16 protein-coding genes and 2 tRNA genes are annotated in these 22,284 nt (G+C 42.2%); 12 read left to right on the plus strand and 6 right to left on the minus strand.

The annotated features are described in order from the left end of the window. Window positions 1-87: 87 nt before the first annotated feature. The gene (locus AB4585_RS03125; protein WP_017059179.1) at window positions 88-273 is read right to left on the minus strand and encodes a hypothetical protein; all 186 of its coding nucleotides are present in this window, start codon (window positions 271-273) and stop codon (window positions 88-90) included. Window positions 274-546: 273 nt separating this feature from the next. Between AB4585_RS03125 and AB4585_RS03130 the strand changes: the two genes are divergently transcribed. Then, complete coding sequence (locus AB4585_RS03130) at window positions 547-1,206, plus strand: DUF2726 domain-containing protein (RefSeq protein WP_229647280.1); 660 nt, start codon at window positions 547-549, stop codon at window positions 1,204-1,206. 127 nt (window positions 1,207-1,333) lie between these two features. Here the strand turns inward: AB4585_RS03130 and AB4585_RS03135 are convergent, their stop codons facing one another. Further along, window positions 1,334-2,347, minus strand: coding sequence for a porin (locus tag AB4585_RS03135; protein ID WP_229647281.1), 1,014 nt, complete (start codon window positions 2,345-2,347; stop codon window positions 1,334-1,336). Window positions 2,348-3,104: 757 nt separating this feature from the next. Here AB4585_RS03135 and AB4585_RS03140 point away from each other — a divergent pair. Next, window positions 3,105-3,181: transfer RNA gene (locus AB4585_RS03140), tRNA-Val, on the plus strand. Window positions 3,182-3,251: 70 nt separating this feature from the next. Then, window positions 3,252-3,328, plus strand: a tRNA-Val gene (locus AB4585_RS03145). 544 nt (window positions 3,329-3,872) lie between these two features. Here AB4585_RS03145 and AB4585_RS03150 read toward each other — a convergent pair. The 3 genes from AB4585_RS03150 to AB4585_RS03160 are packed head-to-tail and all read right to left on the minus strand — an operon-like array spanning window position 3,873 to window position 5,622. Continuing rightward, window positions 3,873-4,181 carry a hypothetical protein gene (locus tag AB4585_RS03150; RefSeq protein ID WP_102321029.1) on the minus strand — a complete coding sequence of 103 codons (309 nt, stop codon included), beginning with the start codon at window positions 4,179-4,181 and terminating at the stop codon, window positions 3,873-3,875. Then, on the minus strand, window positions 4,182-5,393 hold the full coding sequence (locus AB4585_RS03155) for an Arm DNA-binding domain-containing protein (RefSeq protein ID WP_372154860.1): 1,212 nt from the start codon (window positions 5,391-5,393) through the stop codon (window positions 4,182-4,184). It lies immediately after the preceding gene. Next, window positions 5,386-5,622: a hypothetical protein gene (locus AB4585_RS03160; protein ID WP_102321027.1), complete on the minus strand. Its 237-nt coding sequence runs from the start codon at window positions 5,620-5,622 to the stop codon at window positions 5,386-5,388. The genes AB4585_RS03155 and AB4585_RS03160 overlap by 8 nt, the downstream gene beginning before the upstream one ends. A gap of 100 nt (window positions 5,623-5,722) precedes the next feature. Here AB4585_RS03160 and AB4585_RS03165 point away from each other — a divergent pair, with 100 nt between their 5' ends. After that, on the plus strand, window positions 5,723-5,953 hold the full coding sequence (locus AB4585_RS03165; protein WP_102393890.1) for a helix-turn-helix transcriptional regulator: 231 nt from the start codon (window positions 5,723-5,725) through the stop codon (window positions 5,951-5,953). 201 nt (window positions 5,954-6,154) lie between these two features. Here the strand turns inward: AB4585_RS03165 and AB4585_RS03170 are convergent, their stop codons facing one another. Then, window positions 6,155-7,009: a WYL domain-containing protein gene (locus AB4585_RS03170; RefSeq protein WP_372169323.1), complete on the minus strand. Its 855-nt coding sequence runs from the start codon at window positions 7,007-7,009 to the stop codon at window positions 6,155-6,157. Between the two features lie 221 nt (window positions 7,010-7,230). Here AB4585_RS03170 and AB4585_RS03175 point away from each other — a divergent pair, with 221 nt between their 5' ends. The 8 genes from AB4585_RS03175 (at window position 7,231) to AB4585_RS03210 (ending at window position 22,278) form a co-directional block, all read left to right on the plus strand. After that, complete coding sequence (locus AB4585_RS03175) at window positions 7,231-10,890, plus strand: ATP-binding protein (RefSeq protein WP_372169352.1); 3,660 nt, start codon at window positions 7,231-7,233, stop codon at window positions 10,888-10,890. Further along, window positions 10,887-11,525 (plus strand): hypothetical protein, encoded by a 639-nt coding sequence (locus tag AB4585_RS03180; protein ID WP_136974917.1) that lies wholly within the window; start codon window positions 10,887-10,889, stop codon window positions 11,523-11,525. Before AB4585_RS03175 ends, AB4585_RS03180 begins: the two co-directional genes overlap by 4 nt. Beyond that, a complete protein-coding gene (locus tag AB4585_RS03185; protein WP_372169324.1) occupies window positions 11,525-12,823 on the plus strand; it encodes a hypothetical protein in 1,299 nt (432 codons plus the stop codon). Before AB4585_RS03180 ends, AB4585_RS03185 begins: the two co-directional genes overlap by 1 nt. Further along, window positions 12,820-13,665, plus strand: coding sequence for a hypothetical protein (locus AB4585_RS03190; protein ID WP_372169325.1), 846 nt, complete (start codon window positions 12,820-12,822; stop codon window positions 13,663-13,665). Before AB4585_RS03185 ends, AB4585_RS03190 begins: the two co-directional genes overlap by 4 nt. Before the next feature lie 325 nt (window positions 13,666-13,990). Then, entirely contained in the window at window positions 13,991-15,637 is a 1,647-nt protein-coding gene (locus tag AB4585_RS03195; RefSeq protein WP_372154868.1) for an N-6 DNA methylase, read from the plus strand. Beyond that, window positions 15,627-16,997, plus strand: a complete 1,371-nt coding sequence (locus AB4585_RS03200; protein ID WP_372169326.1) for a restriction endonuclease subunit S — start codon at window positions 15,627-15,629, stop codon at window positions 16,995-16,997. The genes AB4585_RS03195 and AB4585_RS03200 overlap by 11 nt, the downstream gene beginning before the upstream one ends. A gap of 169 nt (window positions 16,998-17,166) precedes the next feature. Further along, a complete protein-coding gene (locus AB4585_RS03205) occupies window positions 17,167-18,849 on the plus strand; it encodes an SWIM zinc finger domain-containing protein (protein WP_102427826.1) in 1,683 nt (560 codons plus the stop codon). A 132-nt stretch (window positions 18,850-18,981) separates the two neighbouring features. Beyond that, the gene (locus tag AB4585_RS03210) at window positions 18,982-22,278 is read left to right on the plus strand and encodes a type I restriction endonuclease subunit R (protein ID WP_372169327.1); all 3,297 of its coding nucleotides are present in this window, start codon (window positions 18,982-18,984) and stop codon (window positions 22,276-22,278) included. Window positions 22,279-22,284: the final 6 nt, after the last annotated feature.

The raw sequence follows: 22,284 nt of genomic DNA on the forward strand, positions 1-22,284 counted from the left end.
TAACTAAGCGAATAAGAGTGCTTATCTGAACTAATACGGCTATTTACTCTTATTCGCTTAATTCATACTGTGATTTGGCTTGGTGGGTTACTTAGCGACACCTTGAAGCATTTCAACCAATTCGCCTTCTGTCGCTGGTTCGCTAGCGAGTTCAATCACAGCCGAAGCTCCTCCCTTTAACATGTAGGCTTGGGTTCCGCAGTGGTCATAGTGGAACCATTTACCATCTACACATACGTCGGTATAACATCTTGGGTCTTGTTTAAGTTCCATATCAATTTCCTTATTAACATTTGCCTAACGTTTTTCAGACTAGTTGATCACAAATCTAGGTAAATTGATCTAAATCAATCTAGAGTGTAATTGATGATTTAATTATCAAAATAAGAGAGGTGTGTCTAGCGAAGGAGCGACCTCTCGTTGGGCACTGCGCTCAAAGGTCGTGATTCTGGTTGGCAACTCTCGCTCTTTTGCTTGCCAGGTGATGCTTTTCTACATACGCTAGCTACTCTCTTAATCCCTATACAGACTTGATTGTGTTGGAAAATGACTAATATCTTTATCGTTGTAATTGTTCTGGTTGTGTTCTTTTACTTTATTCAAAAGTATGTGGTGAAACACGATGACACCAAAGACCACGCTTATCAGAAGAAAGGCGCGTTGATGTCGGCGCAACAGGCGACATTCTATAATGCGCTAAAATCAGCTGTGGGCAACCATGGGGAAGTGTTTGCTAAAGTCAGCATGTCGAACGTACTTGTTCCTGCTAAGACGAACAATAAGAAGAATTGGTTTATCGCCAACAACAAGATCTCACGTAGTTACTTCGACTTTGTTGTTTGCGACCCGCGAACGCTAGAGCCCCGCGTTATTATTGAACTTGATAACGGCAAAGAGCTCAATAAAGGGAAAGTCGATCGCGAAAAGCTACTAATTCACGTGTGTAAATCGGCAGGTTTACCTCTGATTGGTGCATCTATTAAACACAGCTACCAAGTGAGCCGTTTGAAGAGCTTACTGGCAGCACACATCGATTTAATCGAGCCATCAAAAGAAGTGCGATTTTGTAAGAAGTGTGGTAGCCCAATGATCATCAAACTGGCAAGCCAAGGCGATTACAAAGGCCGACGCTTCTTCACTTGTAGCCGCCAGCCAAACTGCACCTATACCGAAAACTACAACGTTGTATTCGATGTTGAAGAATAGTTGGTATCGATAGTAATGCATCCGGTTGGACTCCATTCAATCGCTTAGATACGAATAAGTTATACAAACTAAAAAGCCGAGCATTGATTATGCTCGGCTTTACTAATATTAAGTGGATTGGTTTAGACTAAAACGCGTAACGCATACCGAGCTGTAGCTCATCTTCGTCGTTATCGCCTTGCCCACCTTCGCCCTCGTCTAACATGTTAAACTTATAACTACCAAAGAAGGCCACATCGCCAATATAACGTGCGTATTCTAGACCGATAAAGTTAATGTCGTAATCTGCAATATCGTCAGCTTCAAAGTAGCTGTAGGTCAGGTTGACGGTGTTGACACCAAACGAGTATCCCAAGTAAGCATCGGCAGAATCGTAGTCTGAATCTTTTACGCCTAGACCTGAAATACTACCAAATTGATAGAGTGCGGCGAACCAAACCCCCTGATCGTTGGTGTACTTAACCGCACCAATATAGGCATCAGAAGTTTCTGTATCTGTCCCAACGCCATAGGTTTCATCACTTGACGCATAACCGACGCCAATATCTAACCCAATCGAAGTGCTGCCGGCGACAACTGCACCGAAGCCGTCACTTTGTGCTGATTCACTATCTGAATTGAAATTGCCATCAATTTGAAAGGTGATGTTGTCGCTTGTCAGTTCATAACGTAAAACATTTTTTGCTCGATCAGCAGTCGACACCGTGTATTCATTGATATAGCCGCTGAAGGTTTCAGCCATATCCGTCCAATCGGTTAAGTAGGTAACGGCATTATTTTGGTGGCCATAATAGACGTTACCGTGATTGGTTTGAACACCCGTATATAAGAATCGAGTGTTAATGCCGATATCATCTGATGCGCCATCTTCAGACTCTGTTAGTTCGAATTCATATTTCCCAAAAAAGGAAACATCGTCCGACGCTTTTTGTGTGCCATCGACACTTAAGCGGACACGTGATCTATCACTATAGGTGCTACTATTACCAGCACTTTTATTCGCATCAGAGAAATTCCCTCGAACTTCTGCGCGGCCGCCGATATTGAATACTGTTTCATCTGTCTCATAAATGGTCGCCGCCGATACGGCAGATGTCGATAGTATGCTCACCACTGCAATGGCGATATGTGATTTTTTCATAATTTATTCCCTATTTTTCACACTTGTATTTATCGCAAACCATAAATTCACGTATAGCATTGAATTTAGATTATTGATTCCTACAGGTTATGAATATAGGCGCGCTTTACCATTATGCAAATTTCATTATGTATTACTGTGCTGTATGTATTCAAAATAGCTATGATGTGTGGGGTTGGGTTTTGAATTGCTTATAGATTGTTGCTCTTGAGGGAGATTAATTGTAGCTGATGTTTTTCGACTATAGAGTGCTATCGTATTTATGTATGTTGGTAATAACCCGGCCACTTTATATGAAAAATCCGAATTTAGTCATTGCGGCCTAGTAATTCGATGACGACGATTACAAAATCGTGGTGATTTTTATGAATGATGTATTTCAGTGAGTTACAAAGCCTCTGTGTGCCTTTCACTTATAATGATCAAAATACTACGGTAACCCAATGGGCAAGCAAAATTTTTGACACTAAATATAGGCATTGATCTATACCTGTATGGTTACTGTAAAGGCCAAGAAAAACGGTATAGACAACAAAAATCCCAAATTGAACACATTAGGTTAGTTAATTGGTTGTCATCAAGGATTAGAATTTTTCTAACTAAACTTTGTTTTTCAGCGGTTTGACGATAATCTGGGTGTAAAATCGACATGTTGTTATGTCTTTGATTGCAAAGTGAGCAAACGAATCGCAAGATGCCAGTTAATACTTGCACCATCTGTTTATCATAGATATCATCGTTGGCGTTCTAAGGGAATGCGTCCGTAGCTCAGTTGGTTAGAGTACCGCCTTGACATGGCGGGGGTCGGTGATTCGAGTTCACTCGGACGCACCATTCCTTCTTTAGTTTTTATTGCATAACTATTGAGTTTGTCACAATGGTAGTAATAAGAAATTAGAACATCGCCCGCTTAGCTCAGTTGGTTAGAGTACTTGCATGACATGCAAGGTGTCACTGGTTCGAGTCCAGTAGCGGGCACCACATTATACGAAAGAGCCCACCTAGCGTGGGCTTTTTTGTGTCTGCGTTTCTGGAAAGTACCTTAAATAGCATCATTCTTGTCTGCCTCCCCGTTGAATAATTATTGGATGGGCTAAGTGACTCATATCTCTCAAACTCGATTTGTGACCGCGTGGTGACCATGCTGTGACAACCTTCTAAGCATCTACAGTTGGGAGTAACAGAACATTTAAGAAATAGTCATCAGCACATTTTTAAAAAGAATGCTCTCGTTAATCTGAGTCTGGTGCGGTTTGAAGGGTCCAGCACTACGGTTAATGCAAAACTACTATAGAACTTAGGCTCAAGTTATCAACGTTAACTTTGTGCGGCCAGTGAAGTGGGTGTGCAACAAATTATAGTGTTCTTGTTAACGGGTGATGGCTGATGAGTTATTTCAAGGTGAACTAGGCGCCAGTTGTAGGTGAGGGTAGATTCAAGCAGAGTATGGAAATGTTCAAAAATGGGAAATAGAAAAGAGCCAAATAAACATGGGTTCATTTGGCTCTTTTTTGAGTAGCTCTCATTAATGCAATTGCTTCAAAGAAAAACTGATCCGTGATTGCATTGCAATCAACAGCCAACTGGCATCTCGATTATTTGGCTTGTCTTTACATAGATGTAGTGCTTTTAGTACACCGCGCGTGACTGAATCAATAAAGACATGTTCATGATGGAATTTATCTGGCCACAGTTCAGTACGTTGCTTGATAAGTTCGTAAATTTCATCGTATAGCCAATCAATATCTTGATGAGAGATTTTCTGAAAACGCTGAGCCTGAAGAATGTCACAGCACAAACTGGTGCAGTGAATAGCTAGAGGTGAATAAGCCATTTACTTTCCTCCATTTAAATTAGCATCTAATAACTTTTCAAAAGCACTGCCGTCTTGCCTGGTTAGGTTTGGTATATATCGGCTGTAAACTGTGAACAGCATTTTTGTAGTGGTATGGCCCATTTGGCGAGCTATCCACTCAGGTGCTTCTCCGGCTGCTAACCATAATGTTGCAGCCGTATGTCGAGTCTCATAAGGGCGGCGATATTCCATTCCCAAGTTTTTAAGTGTCGGCTTCCAGATTCGGTCTCTGACGTTACCTTTATCTAAAGGGTTTCCAGCTGCATTGCAGAACACATACTCCTTAGTACCAGTCACTTTGTATTGGGATTTTATAGCTTTAAGTACAACAGATGACATTTGAATGTCTCTTGTTGAACCCACCGTTTTCGTTGTGTCTGAACGGCCGTGTACAAACGTTTCTCGAACTGAAATTAAACCACGCTCAAAATCTACGTACTTCCATTTCAGACCATCGATCTCTGAGGTGCGCATTCCGGTGAAGAAACGAACGGTGAAGTAATCTTTAAAATCGGAACGTACCGATGATAAAAACAAGTTCACTTCGTTAAAATCAAACGGGTTTACATTAGTGCGTTCAACACGTAGTGGTTTGATGTTTTCAAACGTCGAACGAAAATCATAGCGATCTCCGGCTTCGCTCAAAATCATGCGCAGTGGTGTCATGACATGATTAATGAACTCGGCAGATAATTTTTTGCCGTTGTTACGCGGTTTCACTAAAGAAGCACGGTACTTTAAGATGTCAGGTCGAGAGATCTTCGCGACGTCTAAACGCCCGAAGTGAGGTACAAGGTACGACCATAAGTAGATCTTCATACTGTCCTTATAGCTTTCTTTCCAACGCACTTCGTTTTCGTCGTACCACTCCTGTGCGAAGCTTTCGAACAAGACAGTTTCAATTCCTTGTAGCCCTTGTACTGCCGTTTTGTAATTACCAAGTAATTCCTGTTTGCGTTTTTGAGCTTGGATGTCTTGTTTCAAAAATGTTTGAGCTTTCTTAGACTCAGGGAAGTACTCACTATATACAAAACAACTCAGGCGAATGTCCGCTTCAATTTGATTTAGCAGTTTCTGTAGCTTGCGTTGGTTTACTTGAGTTGCAGGCAGTGCAGTTTGCTCACGGCAACGCATACCTTCATATCGGAAGTCGAGATAGAGCTTACCGCTACGTGAATTGATACTACCCATGACACACCCTCCCGCCAGCCATTGGAATATACTGAAGGTTACGTGATGCAGATTGGTATAATTCTGCCTCTACCTCTTCCCAAATGTAGAGAATTTTTCTACCATTGAATGGTCGAATGTAGTGTTTACCTTCGATGAAAATTGAATCTCGCAGAGTCGAATTGATATAGTTGGCGCTAAATTTGATACGACCTGCAAGCTCTTTTGCTGTAAGTAATAATTGGTCCATTTGACCTCCATTGTTTGTGTTTTAACAAGACACAAAATCAGCTTAACCATACTTTTGTGTTTTATCAGGACACATTATTATATCTTTTAGGAATTGATGTGTGATTAGATATAACTTAAAGGAACTTATAGATAAAAAATCAGCGGAAGAGGGACGGAAGATCTCTGGAGCTCAAATTGCTGCCGAAATAGGTATTCAGCGTTCGGCCATGGCGAAAATGATCCGAGATGAAGGGTACACTACAACCACAAAAACTCTTGATGCCTTGTGTCAGTACTTTGATTGTGATGTGTCAGAGGTTATTTGGTATCAGAAAAGGAATATTAGCTAAAAACTTATCGAGTGAAATGTAGGGTGTTTTTAGTCGTCACTTTACAATAGATGTAGGCTGCTGTTTTAAAGCATTCAGCAAGGAGCGTATATTCATGGATCTTTACACCATAAATACAGTCAGCCCTAGTTTCGAGTAGACAGGTAATGTTCCATCTAGAACATCACCAATCTTATCGGGCTGTCTCGAACGAACCTTGATTTATCTAGGTAGACTTACGTCAAAGTAAGCTGTCAATTGGTAGGCTTCTGGTTGTTCTTTTAGCAGCTTTTGGTCTTGTATGACGCTCATACGTCGCAAGTAATAATTGACTAAAGCTCCACGAGTTACTATTTCCATCTTCTTGTTTTTCATAGCGTAGTCGTCAGCAACAACAACTTGTTGTTGTTCAGACAAGTAAGGATTAGGTGTAATCGTTAACTTAACTTGATGGTTCCAGTTGTCATCATGTTCTCGCATTTTTGGTGACTTATCCATTAAGTCAGGTTCGTTCCTAAAGCGACTTAACACGAAATCTCGAAATTCATTTTTCTCTTCACAATATGCTCTTACATGCCACCTGATCCCATCATAGACTAAGCTGTGAGGCGCAATAATTCGACCTCGAACCTCAGGTGTAGAGAGCGATACATAGTCAATATCGACGCGAAGGTTAGCCCTTGCTGCCGCAATTAATCCTCGAACAATGCTTGGTGATATAGCCCTTTCAGGAACGTTCAATACGGTCGATTGAGCTTCCCCCCAATTAAAGAACTCGAAGGTCTCTTCTTGGTTATATTGCTGATGAAGCATAAGTAGATACTCATGAGCAGTGCCTTGAGTAAATAAAGGCTTAAAGTTGTCTGCTGGCCTATAGCCTTTAATTGTTCTATCCAGTATCAATTGACCTTGGTCAGTTAAGCTAATGTACTTGTTGATATCCCTAGAAGCTTGTTGCCGCCCTATGTGAAAAGCATCACATAGGTGATTTGTCGTCAGTCGGCCCTCCCAAAGAACAATGATCTCAATTAGTCGAAATCGTACCTGTTGGTCCCATTTGATATCTGCTTGGCTCATGCTCGTGCTCATAAATGTTACATGTTGATGTATACAGTATATACATGTAGCAAAAAAGTACATATATTTATTGCGGATATTGAGAAGGGCAGGAAAAGTCAGGAATCTTTACTGTGAGTGAGTCGATGGTATTGAAAGCTGTAACCTGATTTAGTGGCCACAAATTCAAACTGTTTGATTTTCAGTCAAGAAAAACAACATAACTCGAGATAGATACGATGATGTATGCCGGATTGACCAAAGTTATCGCAATAAATTCTTATCAGAAAAACAAGATGTTTTCTGAGTATTCTTTTGACGCTCCCACTCAGATCACTGGCGGTAACGGAGAAGGCAAAACATCACTTTTAAGGCTCATTCCGTTCTTTTATGGAGCGACTGGGACACAGATCGTCAGGAAGTCGAATGTCAATAAGCCCTTTGCAGAATGGTATTTACCACACAACAACAGTTATATTGTTTTCGAGTACATTACTGCTCGTGGTCAAGTTGCTCATGTCATTTGTTATCGAAACCTTAGTACTAAAGGTGGCATTGTGTACCTTTTCGTTAAAGGTCAGTTTGAGCAGTCAGTGATCATTAAACAAGACAGCGAAGACAAGCCTTACGCTATCGGTTGTACAAAGCTGGCCGGGGAGCTGAACGCTAACGGCTTAGAATACGAGTCGCGTATTACTAGCGTCAAAGAGTACCGCGAAATTATCCAAAATATTAATGCAGGGAATTTGAGCAATCAGTTCCTGAGCTACTCTTTGTGCTCTGGTCGTCATGATGTCCGTCACATTGAAAAAATCACAGCGGCGTTGATTCAAGGTGAATTCAATATGGCCGACACAAAGGCGCTTTTCCTGGATATCCTCGAGCAAGGAAATAGCACATTAGAGTTTGGTGTGGATGCAAACAGAATTGAACAATGGTGTGATGACTACAACGGCCTAACAGCGTTCCTAGCCAAAAAAGAAGCGTTCATTGAAGCTATTGCGAACAATAAGCAGATTGCCTATCTAACCACTCAGCTCGCCAATGCCTTAACAATCATTCGTGAAGCCTCTGAAAGCCTTGATGAATCTCTTAAGAAAACCGAAATCGAGCGCTCAGATTTTCTTGAAAACAGTGACAAGCAGATTGGCGAAATTAATCAAGATAAGCTTGATAAAGAGGTTCAAAAGAGCGCTCTTCAACGCTCTATCACAAGTATTAACTCTGAGATCGAAGTACATCACAGCAAGCTTATAACATACGAAAATAGTGGTTATCCAGAACTGTCCGTTAAGCTAAAGCAATTGCCAGAAATGGAAGACAGGGTGGCACAACAAAGACAAAGTTACGCCGATCTTGAAACTAAGGTAAATGATGCGAAAGCAAAGTATGAGAAAGACAAACAAAACCTTGTTAGTAAGTTCAATAAAGAAAAGTCTGACCTAACAGAGCAAAAACTTGATGCCGAGAAAGAGTGCAAGGTTAAAAAAGACAAGATAGACGATGTATATCAGCCACAGTTAAAGGAACTGACCCAAACCCATACGATTTTTACAGCGGATAAATCTCAGGCTCTTATTGAGCATAGGGCTGAACTCGCTACTCAAAAGCAGCGACTAAAGAACCCAGATATTGATGAGTTTCTCATTGAGCAGAGAGAGCAGTTGGAGTCTGAGAAGGACAGATTACAAGAACAAGTAGACACGTTAAAACACACGACAACTTTGAGTGAGAAGGAAGGAGTCAACTTACAAACTAAACGTGAAAAGCTACTCGAAAGATTAGAGGCCACTCGTCGAAATATGCGCGATGCCGAAACCAGGCTAAAAGTAGTCAGTAACCGATTAGACCCAGATTCAGGAACCTTGTTCTCGTTCCTGGAGGCTAATCGACAGGGGTGGCAAAGCTCTCCACTTGGTCGTGTTCTCACCGATGAGCTTTTGATGGACACGACACTCACACCATCAATGACTGAAGATTCAGGTTCAATGTACGATTTATATATCGATACGAGCAACCTAGCAGATTGTAGTGTCACCAACAAAGCTGATGTGGAAGAGCAGGCTCACTTGATGGACCGTATCGTTGAGCTTGAAGACGCAGAGGCTGATTTCAATAAGCAAATTTTGAAAAATGATTTTGCTGTTAAGCAGTCAACGCTTGAGTTATCACGATTACGCAATGAACTGCGAAACGTTGAGGGTGACCTATCACAAACTAAGGTTAACCTTAAAAACAAGAAAATAGAGATTGCCCGTGCAAAAGAGGGCTTAGTCGAAAAAATTAATATAAGCATCAAATCGATTGAGAAAGCTATAGCCCTGATTGAGCAGGAAATCTCAATGACGCTTGAACGTTTTGAAGAAGCAAAATTAGAGCTAAACAACGACAGGCTTACTCAAATTAGCAATGTTGAATCATCACTTGATCTCACGATCGGAGCTATAGATGAACTACTGGAAAAAAGTACTCTGACGTTGGGCGAGAACAAACAGCGCATCAAAACGGAGTATGAACAGCGGTTGAGTGATCAAGGTATTAGCGGTGAAATCTATCAACGCTACAAAGAAGAAATTGAATTGCTTGATAATGAGATCAAAAACTTAAAAGTGAAGTCTCATAAAATCAAAGAATATGAGATATGGCTTGCTGTTTATGAAGTGGATGATCCTAAGAGACGTGACGATCGCAATACTAAAGTCAAAGAACTTGAAACGGTGCATCAAGAGTTTGAATCTTTTGAAACTAAACTGAAAGAGTTGAGAGCCAAAGCTCATCGAACCAAAAAAGAGTTTGATGAGAAGCTTTCTATCTTGAGAAACCACAAACAGCGAGCTGACAGTGCAATCTCTCGCCTAACTAACTATGTGATGTTTGAGGGCGAAGAAGGCAGCCAAGAAGCGCTCGATTATAACGGCGATTTAAATTCACTCTTGAGCTATGTAGAGAGCAAACTCCCGGAGTTAGAGAGGCTTACTAAGCTACGTAAAAAAGATATACAACAGATGGAAACTATCACTCTCAACCTTGGTGACGGGGAGCTGTATCGTTTCTGGAATGAAAGCAGCCGAAACGCCATTACAGAGGATATTGTTGCTAGTGACTCAAAGCGAATTGATATTCTAGAAATCATCATGAATGACATCATTCCTCAGGTGACCAGCATAACAATTGAAAGCGCAGTTAACATGGGGCGTATGCTCGTTGACTTCAAGCATCGGCTACTTGGTTTCGACCGTGAGATTAAAAAACTTGGTCGTAATATCTCTGAACAAGTAAAGCTCAATAACACGTTCTCTGTGGTTGGTTCTATTGACATTAATGTTGAGAGTTCACTTTCCAAACTACAAGGTTGGCAAGATATTATTAACTTCTCTGAGATTTACGAAGAGTGGGATAAAACGGGATCGGCTGAGCTACCAACCAAAGAGTTTTTCAACGCTTTAAGTACACTGACATACCATATTAGTGCCGAGAAAGTTAAAAAGCCTACTGAGCTGTTTGACATCAAATTTGAAGTCATCGAGAACAACCAGCGTAAAACGGCCAAAACAGATAAAGATATGCGTGATTTGGCCAGTAATGGTACGAACTTGCTCATTCAATCCATGTTGTATTTAGCACTTCTGACACAACAACGTGGAGCAAGTCGACTATCAATAACTTACCCAACCGATGAGATTGGTAAGCTGACGGCAGAAAACCAAGCCAAACTGCTCAAAATGATGGGGGCACATAACTTCAATGTTATCGCGGCTCAACCCGATGGCAATAATCGTACGGCCAACTTATTTAAGTATCTGTATCACTTAACGCCTTACAAGAACATTTTCAACAAACCTAAAGTAAGCAAACTTGCGTTAGCTAAAGCCGCTGAAACTAGCACAGGAGTAGAAGCATGAAGCCAGTATCACAAGTCTTAGAATCTCTACTTAGTGGTAGCTTTATCTGCCCAGCAACGGATCGTGAAGCTTACAAGACGCTTAAAGAGGATCGTACACGCCGAGAAATCAATCAAGCGTTGACTCTTATGGGGCGCGAGCTCCAATGTACGAGCAGAACCAGCGCCTATTATGTTACCTATAAAAGTATCGACGACCACAATCGTCGTCAGGTGACCGCGTTGATGAGTAATGTACACGGTATCATTCGACCTGTGGTTAAGTTCGTAGCGACAGTCAGTGAGGCTGCTCAAGTTGAAGCAGTGATGGTTGGTGGTGATGAGTTAAATGTGCCTATGCTGAGTGCGCAAATCCAATCGTCTCCTAGCTTGATGGAGAAACTCGATAGTATTTATCGACTTCCAAAAGTGAGTCGAAAAAAAGTGCGTGACAGTGCAGCGGATAAACTCAATGTAGTTGTCGAATTTCTGGTTAAAGAAGGGGTGGCTCATTTAGTAAACAAAGAGCGCCAACTCTATGTGATGACGGGAAAATTAGACTTTGTCTACGAGGTGCTCGATTTCATCGATACGCATGAAAAGATCGTTGAGACAGTTAACAAAGCAAACGAGAACCAAGGGGAGTTCGACTTTTGATGAGCCCTCAAAACAATGGGAAACATGGTGGTGTTAACCACATGCTTCGCTTAATCAGCCAAGCAAAGGACACACTAACGCATGTTTTTGAAAATGGCACGATACGTGAAACTCATGAAAACGCCAATGACCTACGTAAATTAAAAGAAGCCCGTGTTGTTATCGTGACAAGCCGCGGCTACCGCGTGCACCCTAAGATGGAAGCATTGATGAACTACTTCCTTGAAACGGAAGCGAGTTCATTTCTTGGGACTCAACATGCTGAGCGCATTCCAGAAATTCAGAGCTTAGCGCAAGAATACCTGGAAGCTAAATTAAATGGCAAAAGAGAACAAGAGGCGGATAGGTTTAATAGCCTTGAAGGTGTGGTTTATGAAATCACAATGGACTTGCAAGAGTCTTGTCGTCGATTAAGAAACCGTATCAGTTATGATTTTGGCTATGGCCATACGCTCGCTCAAAAACAAAAAGAGAACCAAGTTGCTATAGAGCAAGCTGAAAAGCTTGTTACTGGCATGAAAGCTTTCTCTTTTAAGTTGTTGAGTGAAATGGCTGGAGATAACTCAGAGCTCAACACCTTGTTTTGTGCTGAAATGCACAGTGCGATTCGTAGTTGCCAACAAGAGCTCGGATCTATCCTAATTCAACTCCGAGCTTTGATGCTGAAGTATCGTAACCGCGAGCGTGATAAGGACCTGATCAATGCCTTTGATCGGTTTATTGATCAAGAACCACACTGGACACCAAGTGACGATTTGATTTTGCCTGATGAGGTAGCAAAGCACGACGGCATTCCGATGTTTTGGCTTTCAGAACCTATTCAATTTGCGCATCACCCAAATCCTGATGATATGGACCAAGAGCCGGAATTGGCCGAGATTGTTGAAAAAATTACGGCACAGCCCGCCGAACAAGAAGAGCTTCCGGTTGTTGAAGAAGCTGAGCGCCGAGAATTGACTCTTGATGTTGAAATACAAGAGCTGATTGAAGCGGACATTGATTCTCATTGCGATACCTTTTTTGCTGAAGCCTTTATTGGTAAGGGAAAAACCAGCATTTCCGCTTTGGAGTATTACGAGCAAATCAATAGTGACTTACCGGAAGATCTTGATCAGCTCACTTGCGCTAAAGATGTGTGGCTATTTAGCGTGCTTAATTTCCATAGTTCAATGCTTCCCGAAGATAGCAAAGGCTTTACCGTTGAGCCTATAGGGTCTTATACCTATTTAGCAAAAGGTAGCAATATAGGTTACGGCAACCTTCACTTAGAAGATGTGTCTATAGCGAGGAAACTGTGAGTAGAATCATTGATGATATAACGGGTAGTGATTTAAATAGGTTAAAGCAATTGTTCTCTCCTGCGAAGGTTAATGAAGGTGCCAGTGTAGCGCTGAGTGGCGTGTTTGATACTTTTCATCGCGACTTTAGTGTTGGGAGCGCCAGAGGAGAAAATTTGCAGCTGACGCCTAGAGATATACGTCAAATCAGGAAGGTGATCAAAGAGCAATCAGGCTTTGATCTTCTAACTGACTCTATCCCGGATTCTCGAACGGATATGGCTCAGTTCTTTCCAAACGAGAAGCTAAGCTCAAGGCCTGTCAAAGACAAAGTCATTAAAGTTTATGGGATTTTGTCCACGAACATAAATGGCAAATCATATGACTTACAAGAGGGCATGAACATTGAGGTAGCTCTAAGTCATTTGACGAGCATTGAGCACAGCCAAGTTGTGATTGTTGAAAACTATGAAGCATTCTCTAAGTTTAGATTAGTACAAACCGACATAGGTTCTAATCCTCTTATTGTTTACCGAGGAGATAAGGACACGGGAGTAATATCAAAAGAAATTGCGTTGGCTTTTCCAGGCGTAGAGCTTATAGCTTGGTTTGATGCCGATCCTAAAGGTATCTCTTTAGCTTTATCATCGGGAGCGACTTATATGCTGCTACCTAATTTATCAACAGATACTCTCAAAGAACATGGCCGCTCAGAGCTATTTGCGGACCAATACCAAGACTGGGGTCGTGTCTCAAAACTTATCCCCCCTAAGTTAGAGTCCATAATGTCTGAACTGGAAAAAGGGATAACCCAAGAGTCAATCATGGCAAATCAAGTAGCCGTAAGGTTACATCAAATTTAGTCACGTAAATGTCGAGCTCCCCTGTAAGTGCGGAGATAGGTATGTTTACCTTGGGGTAATAAATCAAATGTTGTAAAGCTCATGCAGGGTGCCTACAAGGCAGTTAGGTACTACTAATCTAGCCACTGAATTATTTATAAAGATTAAACGAATTTTGTGGCTTTTTTAAAATGCTCGATCATTTGGATATTTCCTTATCTTAAGGCACGTAAAAAGCGCCTAAAATTGGAGCTTTATCAATTCAACTCATTCAATTTCATATATAATCTTCCTCAATAGTCTGCGGTTGAAAGCAGAGTCCTACATTATTCGAGTAATTAAGAACATGGCAAAAGCACCCGCTAACAAGAAACCCGCCTCAAAAGCTAAGCCTGCCTCAAAAGCTAAAAAAGCGACCAAAGGCTTTGAAGAGACCCTTTGGGATACCGCTAATCAGCTGCGTGGCAGTGTTGAGTCATCTGAATACAAACACGTGGTATTAAGCCTTGTGTTCTTAAAGTTCATCAGCGACAAGTTTGAAGCACGCCGTCAGAAGATGATAGACGACGGGCAAGAAGCTTTTGTTGAGATGAAAGAGTTCTACCAACAAGACAACATCTTCTTTTTACCAGAAGATGCGCGTTGGTCATTTGTTAAAGCACGCGCTAAGCAAGATGATATCGCTATCATCATTGATACCGCTTTATCGACTATCGAAAAAAACAACCCAAGCTTAAAAGACGCTTTGCCAGATAACTACTTCTCGCGCCAAGGTCTGGAAGTGAAAAAGCTGGCGTCACTTATCGACAGCATTGAAAACATTGATACGCTGGCGAACGAATGTGACATGAGCGAAGAAGACTTAGTCGGTCGTGTTTACGAATACTTTCTAGGTAAGTTTGCAGCAACCGAAGGCAAAGGTGGTGGCGAGTTCTATACGCCTAAGTCAGTGGTAACACTATTAGCTGAAATGCTAGAACCCTTCCAAGGTAAGATCTACGATCCAGCTTGTGGCTCCGGCGGTATGTTTGTTCAGTCTTTAAAGTTCATTAAAGAGCACGAAGGGCGCACCAAAGACATCGCTATCTATGGTCAAGAGCTTACCTCGACCACTTATAAACTGGCGAAGATGAACTTAGCCATTCGTGGTTTATCGGGCAACTTAGGTGAGCGTGCAGCTGATACCTTTTTTGCTGACCAGCATAAAGACTTAAAAGCCGATTACATCATGGCAAACCCACCGTTTAACCTTAAAGGTTGGCGTAATGAAGCCGAGCTAACCGATGATGCGCGCTTTGCTGGCTACCGTACACCGCCAACTGGCAACGCCAACTACGGTTGGATTTTGCATATGCTCTCTAAGCTAAGTGAAACAGGCACGGCTGGTTTTGTATTGGCGAATGGCTCTATGAGTTCAAATACGTCAGGTGAGGGTGAGATCCGCCAGCAGCTAATCGAGAACGATCGCGTTGAGTGTATGATTGCTTTGCCGGGACAACTGTTCTTCACGACGCAAATCCCTGTGTGCATTTGGTTTATCACCAAAGACAAAACCGAGAACAACACCAAAGGCTACCGTAACCGCCAAAAAGAGACTTTGTTTATTGATGCTCGTGAAATGGGCACCATGATTAGTCGTACCAATAAAGAACTCACTAAAGACGACATCGCACTGATTGCTGATACTTACCACGCATGGCGCAGTGATGAAGCGGAGCTTAAAGCGCGTATTGAACGTGGCGATGGCAAAGTAGAGAAGTATGAAGACAAAGCAGGCTTTAGCAAATCAGCCACTGTTGCCGATATTAAGGCTAATGATTTTGTACTGACTCCGGGGCGCTATGTTGGCGCAGCCGAAGTGGAAGATGACGGCATTCCGTTTGAAATCAAGATGAGTGAGCTTTCACAAACCCTATACAACCAAATGAACCAATCTCAAGAGTTGGACAAAGCGATTCGCCGTAATTTGGAGGCGTTGGGTTATGGGGAGTAAGTGGGAGCAAGCTCTACTAGGTGAACTGATCGCAGCAGGAGATGCTGTTCTACAAACTGGCCCTTTCGGAACGGCTTTAAAGGCGGAAGAGTACACTGAAACTGGGGTGCCTTTAATTTCTGTAAGAGAAATTCGCGAAGGGTTCATTCAATTGGAAGATATAACACCTCGTGTAGATTCAGCTGTTACAGCAAGGCTACCTAAGTTTGTGCTTCAAGAGGGGGATATCGTTTTCGCTCGTAAAGGAGGGGTAGAGCGAAATGCGCTAATTACTGAAAGAGAAAAAGGTTGGTTTGTAGGATCTGATGGCATCTATCTTCGCTTGTCAAAAAAATATGACGCAAAATACTTTAGCTATGTAATGAGAAGCCCTCAAGTAAAAGCGTGGCTACTAAAAAACTGTGAAGGTACAACTATGCCTTCGCTGAACCAAAAAATATTGGCCAGAGTCCCTATTTTCTTACCTTCAAAGATTCAACAAGAAAAAATAGCGGATCTTTTATTTCAATATGATGAAAAAATTACTATCAATAATCAAATCAACCAAACCCTAGAGAAAATGGCACAAACGCTGTTTAAGTCTTGGTTTGTCGACTTCGACCCTGTAAAAGCCAAAATGAATGGTGAACAGCCAAAAGGGATGGATACTGCTACTGCCTCGCTTTTTCCAGAAAAGCTAGTTGAGTCGGAGTTAGGTTTGATTCCTGAAGGATGGAGCGTCGAAAGCGCGAAGAGTCAACTAGATGTTCTTCGCGGGTTCAGCTACAAAGGTAAAGGTTTAGTTGCTTCTTTGGATGAAGGTGTGCCCATGCACAACCTTAACTCTGTTCTGGAAGGCGGCGGGTATAAATATAAAGGACTTAAGTTTTACTCTGACGAGTTTAAAGACAAGTTCTTAGTCCAAGAAGGTGACGTACTCGTGGCTAATACAGAGCAGGGTCACAACCATCTTCTAATTGGTTATGGAGCCATGATTCCAAAGCATTTAGCATTTGGTTTTTGCAGCCACCATACATACAGAGTTAGACCTAAAAGTGATTCAAATGTTACACCGGAATTCATTGAACGTCTTTTTGGTAAAGGGCGCTTTGTAAAGCAGGTTCAAGGTTTCACTAACGGAACCACAGTAAACATGCTTCCTATTGCGGGTATGGAAATGCCAGAGTTTGTTGTACCTCCCCGAACTTTAGCAAAAAAATATAGCGAATTAGTTAAGCCAATGAAGGCGATGATTGAAGAAAATCATAAGTCTAATATTGAACTAGCAAAGTTACGCGACACGCTACTTCCTAAATTGCTTTCCGGCGAAATCGACTTAGAAAGCGTGCAAGTAGAACAAGTTAAAGAACTGGCAGAGTAACCTTTCGTCATTCCAGAAAGTGAGGGACGAACTTATCAGGAATCTCGTTTTTGACGGTGGTGAAAAGCGAGATCTCAGATACCTCGGCCCTCGGTTCTGAGATGACGAAGGTGGGAATTAGATGAATCCGAAATAGAACAAAGCAAAGCGTAGGTGGAACCATAATATAATGAACGCAACTAATACTCGTGAAATCGACATTTCTGAATTGACGACACTGTGTGAAACAAGCACTTTGCAAAAAGGCATCTTGCTTTCACGCAGTGGTGCAGTACGCAAGCTTAACCTTGTTGGCAACACCGCGACCGCACAGGTCAAAGGCAGCCTCAATTATCAAGTGAGCCTCGATTTCACTGGCGATCTGGTTGGCACTTGTACTTGCCCTGCGGCGCAATATCAAATGTTGTGCAAGCACGGCGTGGCGGTTGCCCTTTGCCTACAAGACCAAGAACAAGCTTTAAACCAAAGTAGTGAACGAGATACCATAAAAAATCACCTGCAAAGCCTTGGTGAAGAGGCCATGGTAGAGATGCTACTCGAATACCTAGAAGAAGATGAGTACACATGGAATGCACTGCTGACAAAAATTGAAATACGCGAAAAGCCAGCCGTATATGGCGAGCTGAAAAAGTTGGTTACCCAAGCCTTACCGCGAGAACAGCTCTGGGATTGGCGAGAAAGCCATGATTATTTCAACTCAGCAGAAATTCAATTGAACATGATCATTGAATCAATGCAAAGCCTTAACGCCGATCATCAATGGAAATTAATCAACTACCTTGTTGAACGGTTGAATAAGGTGCTAGAGCAAATTGATGACTCCAATGGCGATCGTTATGGCATTGAAAGCATGATTAACGAACACATGCCAAAGACGCTGGCAAAGCTTAATTGGAGTGAGCAAGAGAAAGCGCAGTGGATGTTTGAGCGTTTGACCCATTACGAATTTGACGTATTTCCTTCGATTGAAGAGAGTTTTGGAGCGATTTGGCAATCTAACACCCACTTTCTAACCTTATGCCGCCAAGCGATAGATCAAGCATCGCAAGATGAGAGTAGCTGGAACTTACGCTCATGGGCAGTTCCGTTAATGAAACACAGCTCCGATTGGCGTGAAGTGGCGGAAATTAAACAAAAAATAGCACGAACGTGTCGAGATTATCTTGAAGTTGTTGATATGTTCATTGATGAGCAAGAGCCGTTAGAAGCTGAGTTTTGGTTAGCTAAGGCGAAAAAAATGGCGAGTGATTATGAACTTCGTGCGTGCGAACAAGCTCAATTCCGTCTTTATGTTGAACTAGGTGAAATCCATTCTGCATGGGTATTAGCTAACCGTTTGTTAGAACAATCACCAAGCTTTCAATATTATCAACAGTTAGCGAAGTTTAAAGCCAATTACCAAATTGATGATGTTGAATTTTTCTCCCGCACTGAACTGCTACTTGCCAATGCCTATCAACAACCAGACCGCTATAATCAAGCTTCTGATCGTACGGATGCCTTGGTTCTGTTCTATATCGATAACCAGCAATTAGACAAAGCGTGCGAATGGGTTGCCGAACATAAAATATCAATACAAGGACTTATTTCGCTTGCCGATCAAATTGTGGATGATAAACCTGAAAATACGCTGGATTATTATCTGCGAGCAGTCTCATCTTATATCGAACAGACCAATAATACGGCTTACGATCAAGCTTTAGAGTTACTTCGACGTTTAGAGAATATGCTGAAATCGCATCCTACTCAATTGGCGACATTTTATAGTCAGGTGGCGCAACTCGCTACCACGTACAAGCGTAAGCGTAATATGTTCGCTTTAATTCAGAAATATTATTCAAAATATATCTGATTCTGCGGAGGTGACAAGATCTGCGGTGTTGAGAAAATGGAACAAAGCCCGAAACCGAGTTACTACAAAACAAATTTAAATAACTCAATTTAGAAAACAACAAACAACGTCAAACAGCAGTAGGAAAAGGCGATGAGCTTAAAATTCACAGAAGCCAAATTAGAACAGGCCATTATTGAGCTATTGGGTGAGCAAGGCTACCCACACGTAGTGGGTGAACAAATAGCGCGTGAAGACAAAGAACAAGTACTCATTGTCGATGACTTACGACGCTACCTTGCCAAGGAGTACCGAGGCGATGGTATAACCGAGAGCGAAATCGACACCATTGTTCGTATGATCTCAACGTTGCCTGCCAGTGATTTGTACCATAGCAATAAAACCTTCGGCCAATGGCTAACGAATGGCTTCTTGTTTCAGCGTGAAGATCGCTCAAAGAAAGACCTCTATATTGAGTTAATCGATACAAGACATTTGGCACAAGCCTTACGCTTGATGTTTGTCCCGCTGCTAGAGAATAAATCTAAAGCAGACAACTCTGATAGAAAAGTTGCTGAAGGTAAGGTTACGTACCTAGAAACAAATCGGTTAGAAGCGACTGACACCAATATCTATAAAATCGTTAGCCAGCTAGAGATTGAGGGGGTCGATGAACAAATTCGAATCCCTGATGGCATCCTTTATGTGAACGGCTTACCGCTGGTGGTGTTTGAATTTAAAAGTGCCGTGCGAGAGAAAGACGCGACCATTTTTGATGCATGGAAGCAAATCTGTGTGCGTTATCGCCGTGATATTCCCAAGCTGTTCGTCTACAACGCGATGTGCATCATCAGTGATGGTGTGAACAACAAAATGGGTAACCTGTTTGCGCCGTATGAGTTCTTCTACGCATGGCGCAAAGTAACGGGTAATGAGTCTACCGAAAAAGAGGGTATTAACTCCCTCTACACCATGATTGCTGGGTTATTTAACCAAACCAGATTACTTGATGTGGTGAAGAACTTTGTCTTCTTCCCTGATACTTCAAAGAAAGAGATAAAAATCTGTTGCCGTTACCCGCAGTACTACGCAGCGCGTAAGCTTTACTACAACATCGACAAAGAACGTAAGCCATACGGAAGTGGTAAAGGCGGCACTTACTTTGGTGCAACAGGGTGTGGTAAGAGCTTCACCATGCAATTTCTATCGCGCCTATTGATGAAAAGCATCGATTTTGAAAGCCCGACCATTGTACTTATTACCGACCGTAACGATCTCGATGATCAGCTTTCTAAACAGTTCTGTAATGCCTCTGATTACATTGGTGATGAGATGGTTGTGCCAGTTAAAAGCCGTCAAGATTTAAGAGACAAGCTGCAAGGCATCAAGAGTGGTGGTGTGTTCCTGACTACCATCCACAAGTTCACCGAAGACATCGAATTGCTTTCAGAGCGTACAAACATCATCTGTATTTCCGATGAAGCTCACCGTTCACAGGTCAACCTCGATAAGAAAGTGGTGATCAAATATCAAGATGGTATAGCCGTCGATGTGAAAGAGACATACGGCTTTGCTAAGTATCTGCACGACTCTCTACCAAGCGCGACTTACGTTGGCTTCACCGGAACGCCGATCGATGCCACCCTTGATGTATTCGGTGATGCAGTAGACAGCTACACCATGACAGAATCTGTTAATGATGAAATTACGGTTCGTATTGTTTATGAAGGCCGAGCAGCCAAAGTCATTCTTGATAACAGCAAGCTTGAAGAGGTAGAGAAATACTACCAAGCGTGTGCAGAAGCTGGCACTAATGAACATCAGATAGAAGAGAGCAAGAAAGCTTCTGCCAATATGAACGCGATCCTTGGCGACCCTGACCGTATTGAAGCTTTGGCGAAAGACTTTGTTGAACATTATGAAGGGCGAGTTAAAGAAGGTTCCACGATAAAGGGCAAGGCGATGTTTGTCTGTGCGAGTCGTGAAATCGCGTTTGATTTTTATAAGCAAGTCAAAATCTTAAGGCCAGAATGGTTCGAGGAAAAGCTATCAATTGATGGTGTCGAGCTGACTGATAAAGAGAAAGAAGAGTTAAAGCCACTTGCGATGGTGCAAATGGTGATGACGCGCGGCAAAGACGATGATCCAGATCAGTACAGCCTACTAGGGACAAAGGAATATCGAAAATCACTCGACCAGCAGTTTAAGAGTCCTAAGTCGAATTTCAAAATAGCCATTGTAGTCGACATGTGGTTAACAGGTTTTGACGTTCCTGAATTGGATACTATCTACATCGATAAGCCGTTGCAGAAACACAACCTGATTCAAACCATCTCACGTGTTAACCGTAAGTTTGAAGGCAAGGCGAAAGGGCTGGTTGTCGATTACATTGGTATCAAGTCGCGAATGAATCAAGCCTTAGCAATGTATTCAAAGGCTGATGAGACTAACTTTGAAGATATTCGTTTTTCTGTCATTGAGGTGAAGAACCACCTCGATCTATTAAGACAGATGTTCCACAAGCTCGATACGTCAGGTTATTACACAGGAGAGCCGTGTAAGCAGCTGGAGTGCCTTAATCAGTCGGCAGAATACATCCTTCAAACCAAGAAAGGCGAAACCCGATTCATGGCTTTAGTGGGCCGTATGAAGGCGGCTTATGATGTTTGCTGTGGTAGTGAATTGTTATCTCAGCAAGAGCGTGACCAAATTCACTTCTATATCGCAGTGCGCTCTATCATCTTTAAGCTAACCAAAGGTGATGCACCAGACACGGCACAAATGAATAGACGTGTTCGTGAGTTAGTGGCAGAAGCACTTCGTGCCGATGGAGTAGAAGAGATCTTTACGATTGGTGATGAGCACGCCGAAGCTATCGATATTTTTGACGAAGATTACCTAGCTCGTATCAACAAGATTAAGCTGCCAAACACCAAGATTCAGTTGCTTCAAAAGCTACTAGAGAAGGCGATAAGTGATTTTAAAAAGGTCAACCAGCTGCAAGGCATGAACTTCTCTAAGCGCTTCCAATCGCTGGTGGAGCAGTATAACGAACGCCGTGAAAATGATGTGTTGAATGGCGAGGAGTTCGATACCTTCTCTCAAGAAATGACGGACATTATCTTTGATATCGTGAAAGAAATGGGCTCGTTTGAAGACCTAGGCATCGACCTAGAAGAGAAAGCGTTCCTCGATATCTTGAACCACATGCGCAAGAAGTACGATTTCACTTACGACGATGACAAGATGCTCGAACTGGCGAAGGAGATGAAAACCACAGTAGACAATGTCGCTCAATACCCAGACTGGGCAGGCCGCGATGACATCAAAGCCAAGTTGAAAGTGGATTTAATCTTACTGCTACACAAATACGGCTTCCCACCAGTTGCCAATGATGATGTTTACAAAGGCGTGCTAGAGCAGGCTGAGAATTATAAGAAGAATAGTTAGGGGCAA

It is taken from the genome of Vibrio sp. 10N.222.49.C9 (assembly GCF_041474985.1).
Lineage (GTDB): Bacteria > Pseudomonadota > Gammaproteobacteria > Enterobacterales > Vibrionaceae > Vibrio > Vibrio crassostreae_C.

Bases quoted from the DNA above. Each gene is read 5' to 3' on its own strand.
- AB4585_RS03125 (WP_017059179.1), bottom strand. From the start codon at position 273: ATGGAACTTAAACAAGACCCAAGATGTTATACCGACGTATGTGTAGAT.
- AB4585_RS03130 (WP_229647280.1), top strand. From the start codon at position 547: ATGACTAATATCTTTATCGTTGTAATTGTTCTGGTTGTGTTCTTTTAC.
- AB4585_RS03135 (WP_229647281.1), bottom strand. From the start codon at position 2,347: ATGAAAAAATCACATATCGCCATTGCAGTGGTGAGCATACTATCGACA.
- AB4585_RS03150 (WP_102321029.1), bottom strand. From the start codon at position 4,181: ATGGCTTATTCACCTCTAGCTATTCACTGCACCAGTTTGTGCTGTGAC.
- AB4585_RS03155 (WP_372154860.1), bottom strand. From the start codon at position 5,393: ATGGGTAGTATCAATTCACGTAGCGGTAAGCTCTATCTCGACTTCCGA.
- AB4585_RS03160 (WP_102321027.1), bottom strand. From the start codon at position 5,622: ATGGACCAATTATTACTTACAGCAAAAGAGCTTGCAGGTCGTATCAAA.
- AB4585_RS03170 (WP_372169323.1), bottom strand. From the start codon at position 7,009: ATGAGCCAAGCAGATATCAAATGGGACCAACAGGTACGATTTCGACTA.
- AB4585_RS03175 (WP_372169352.1), top strand. From the start codon at position 7,231: ATGTATGCCGGATTGACCAAAGTTATCGCAATAAATTCTTATCAGAAA.
- AB4585_RS03180 (WP_136974917.1), top strand. From the start codon at position 10,887: ATGAAGCCAGTATCACAAGTCTTAGAATCTCTACTTAGTGGTAGCTTT.
- AB4585_RS03185 (WP_372169324.1), top strand. From the start codon at position 11,525: ATGAGCCCTCAAAACAATGGGAAACATGGTGGTGTTAACCACATGCTT.
- AB4585_RS03195 (WP_372154868.1), top strand. From the start codon at position 13,991: ATGGCAAAAGCACCCGCTAACAAGAAACCCGCCTCAAAAGCTAAGCCT.
- AB4585_RS03200 (WP_372169326.1), top strand. From the start codon at position 15,627: ATGGGGAGTAAGTGGGAGCAAGCTCTACTAGGTGAACTGATCGCAGCA.
- AB4585_RS03205 (WP_102427826.1), top strand. From the start codon at position 17,167: ATGAACGCAACTAATACTCGTGAAATCGACATTTCTGAATTGACGACA.
- AB4585_RS03210 (WP_372169327.1), top strand. From the start codon at position 18,982: ATGAGCTTAAAATTCACAGAAGCCAAATTAGAACAGGCCATTATTGAG.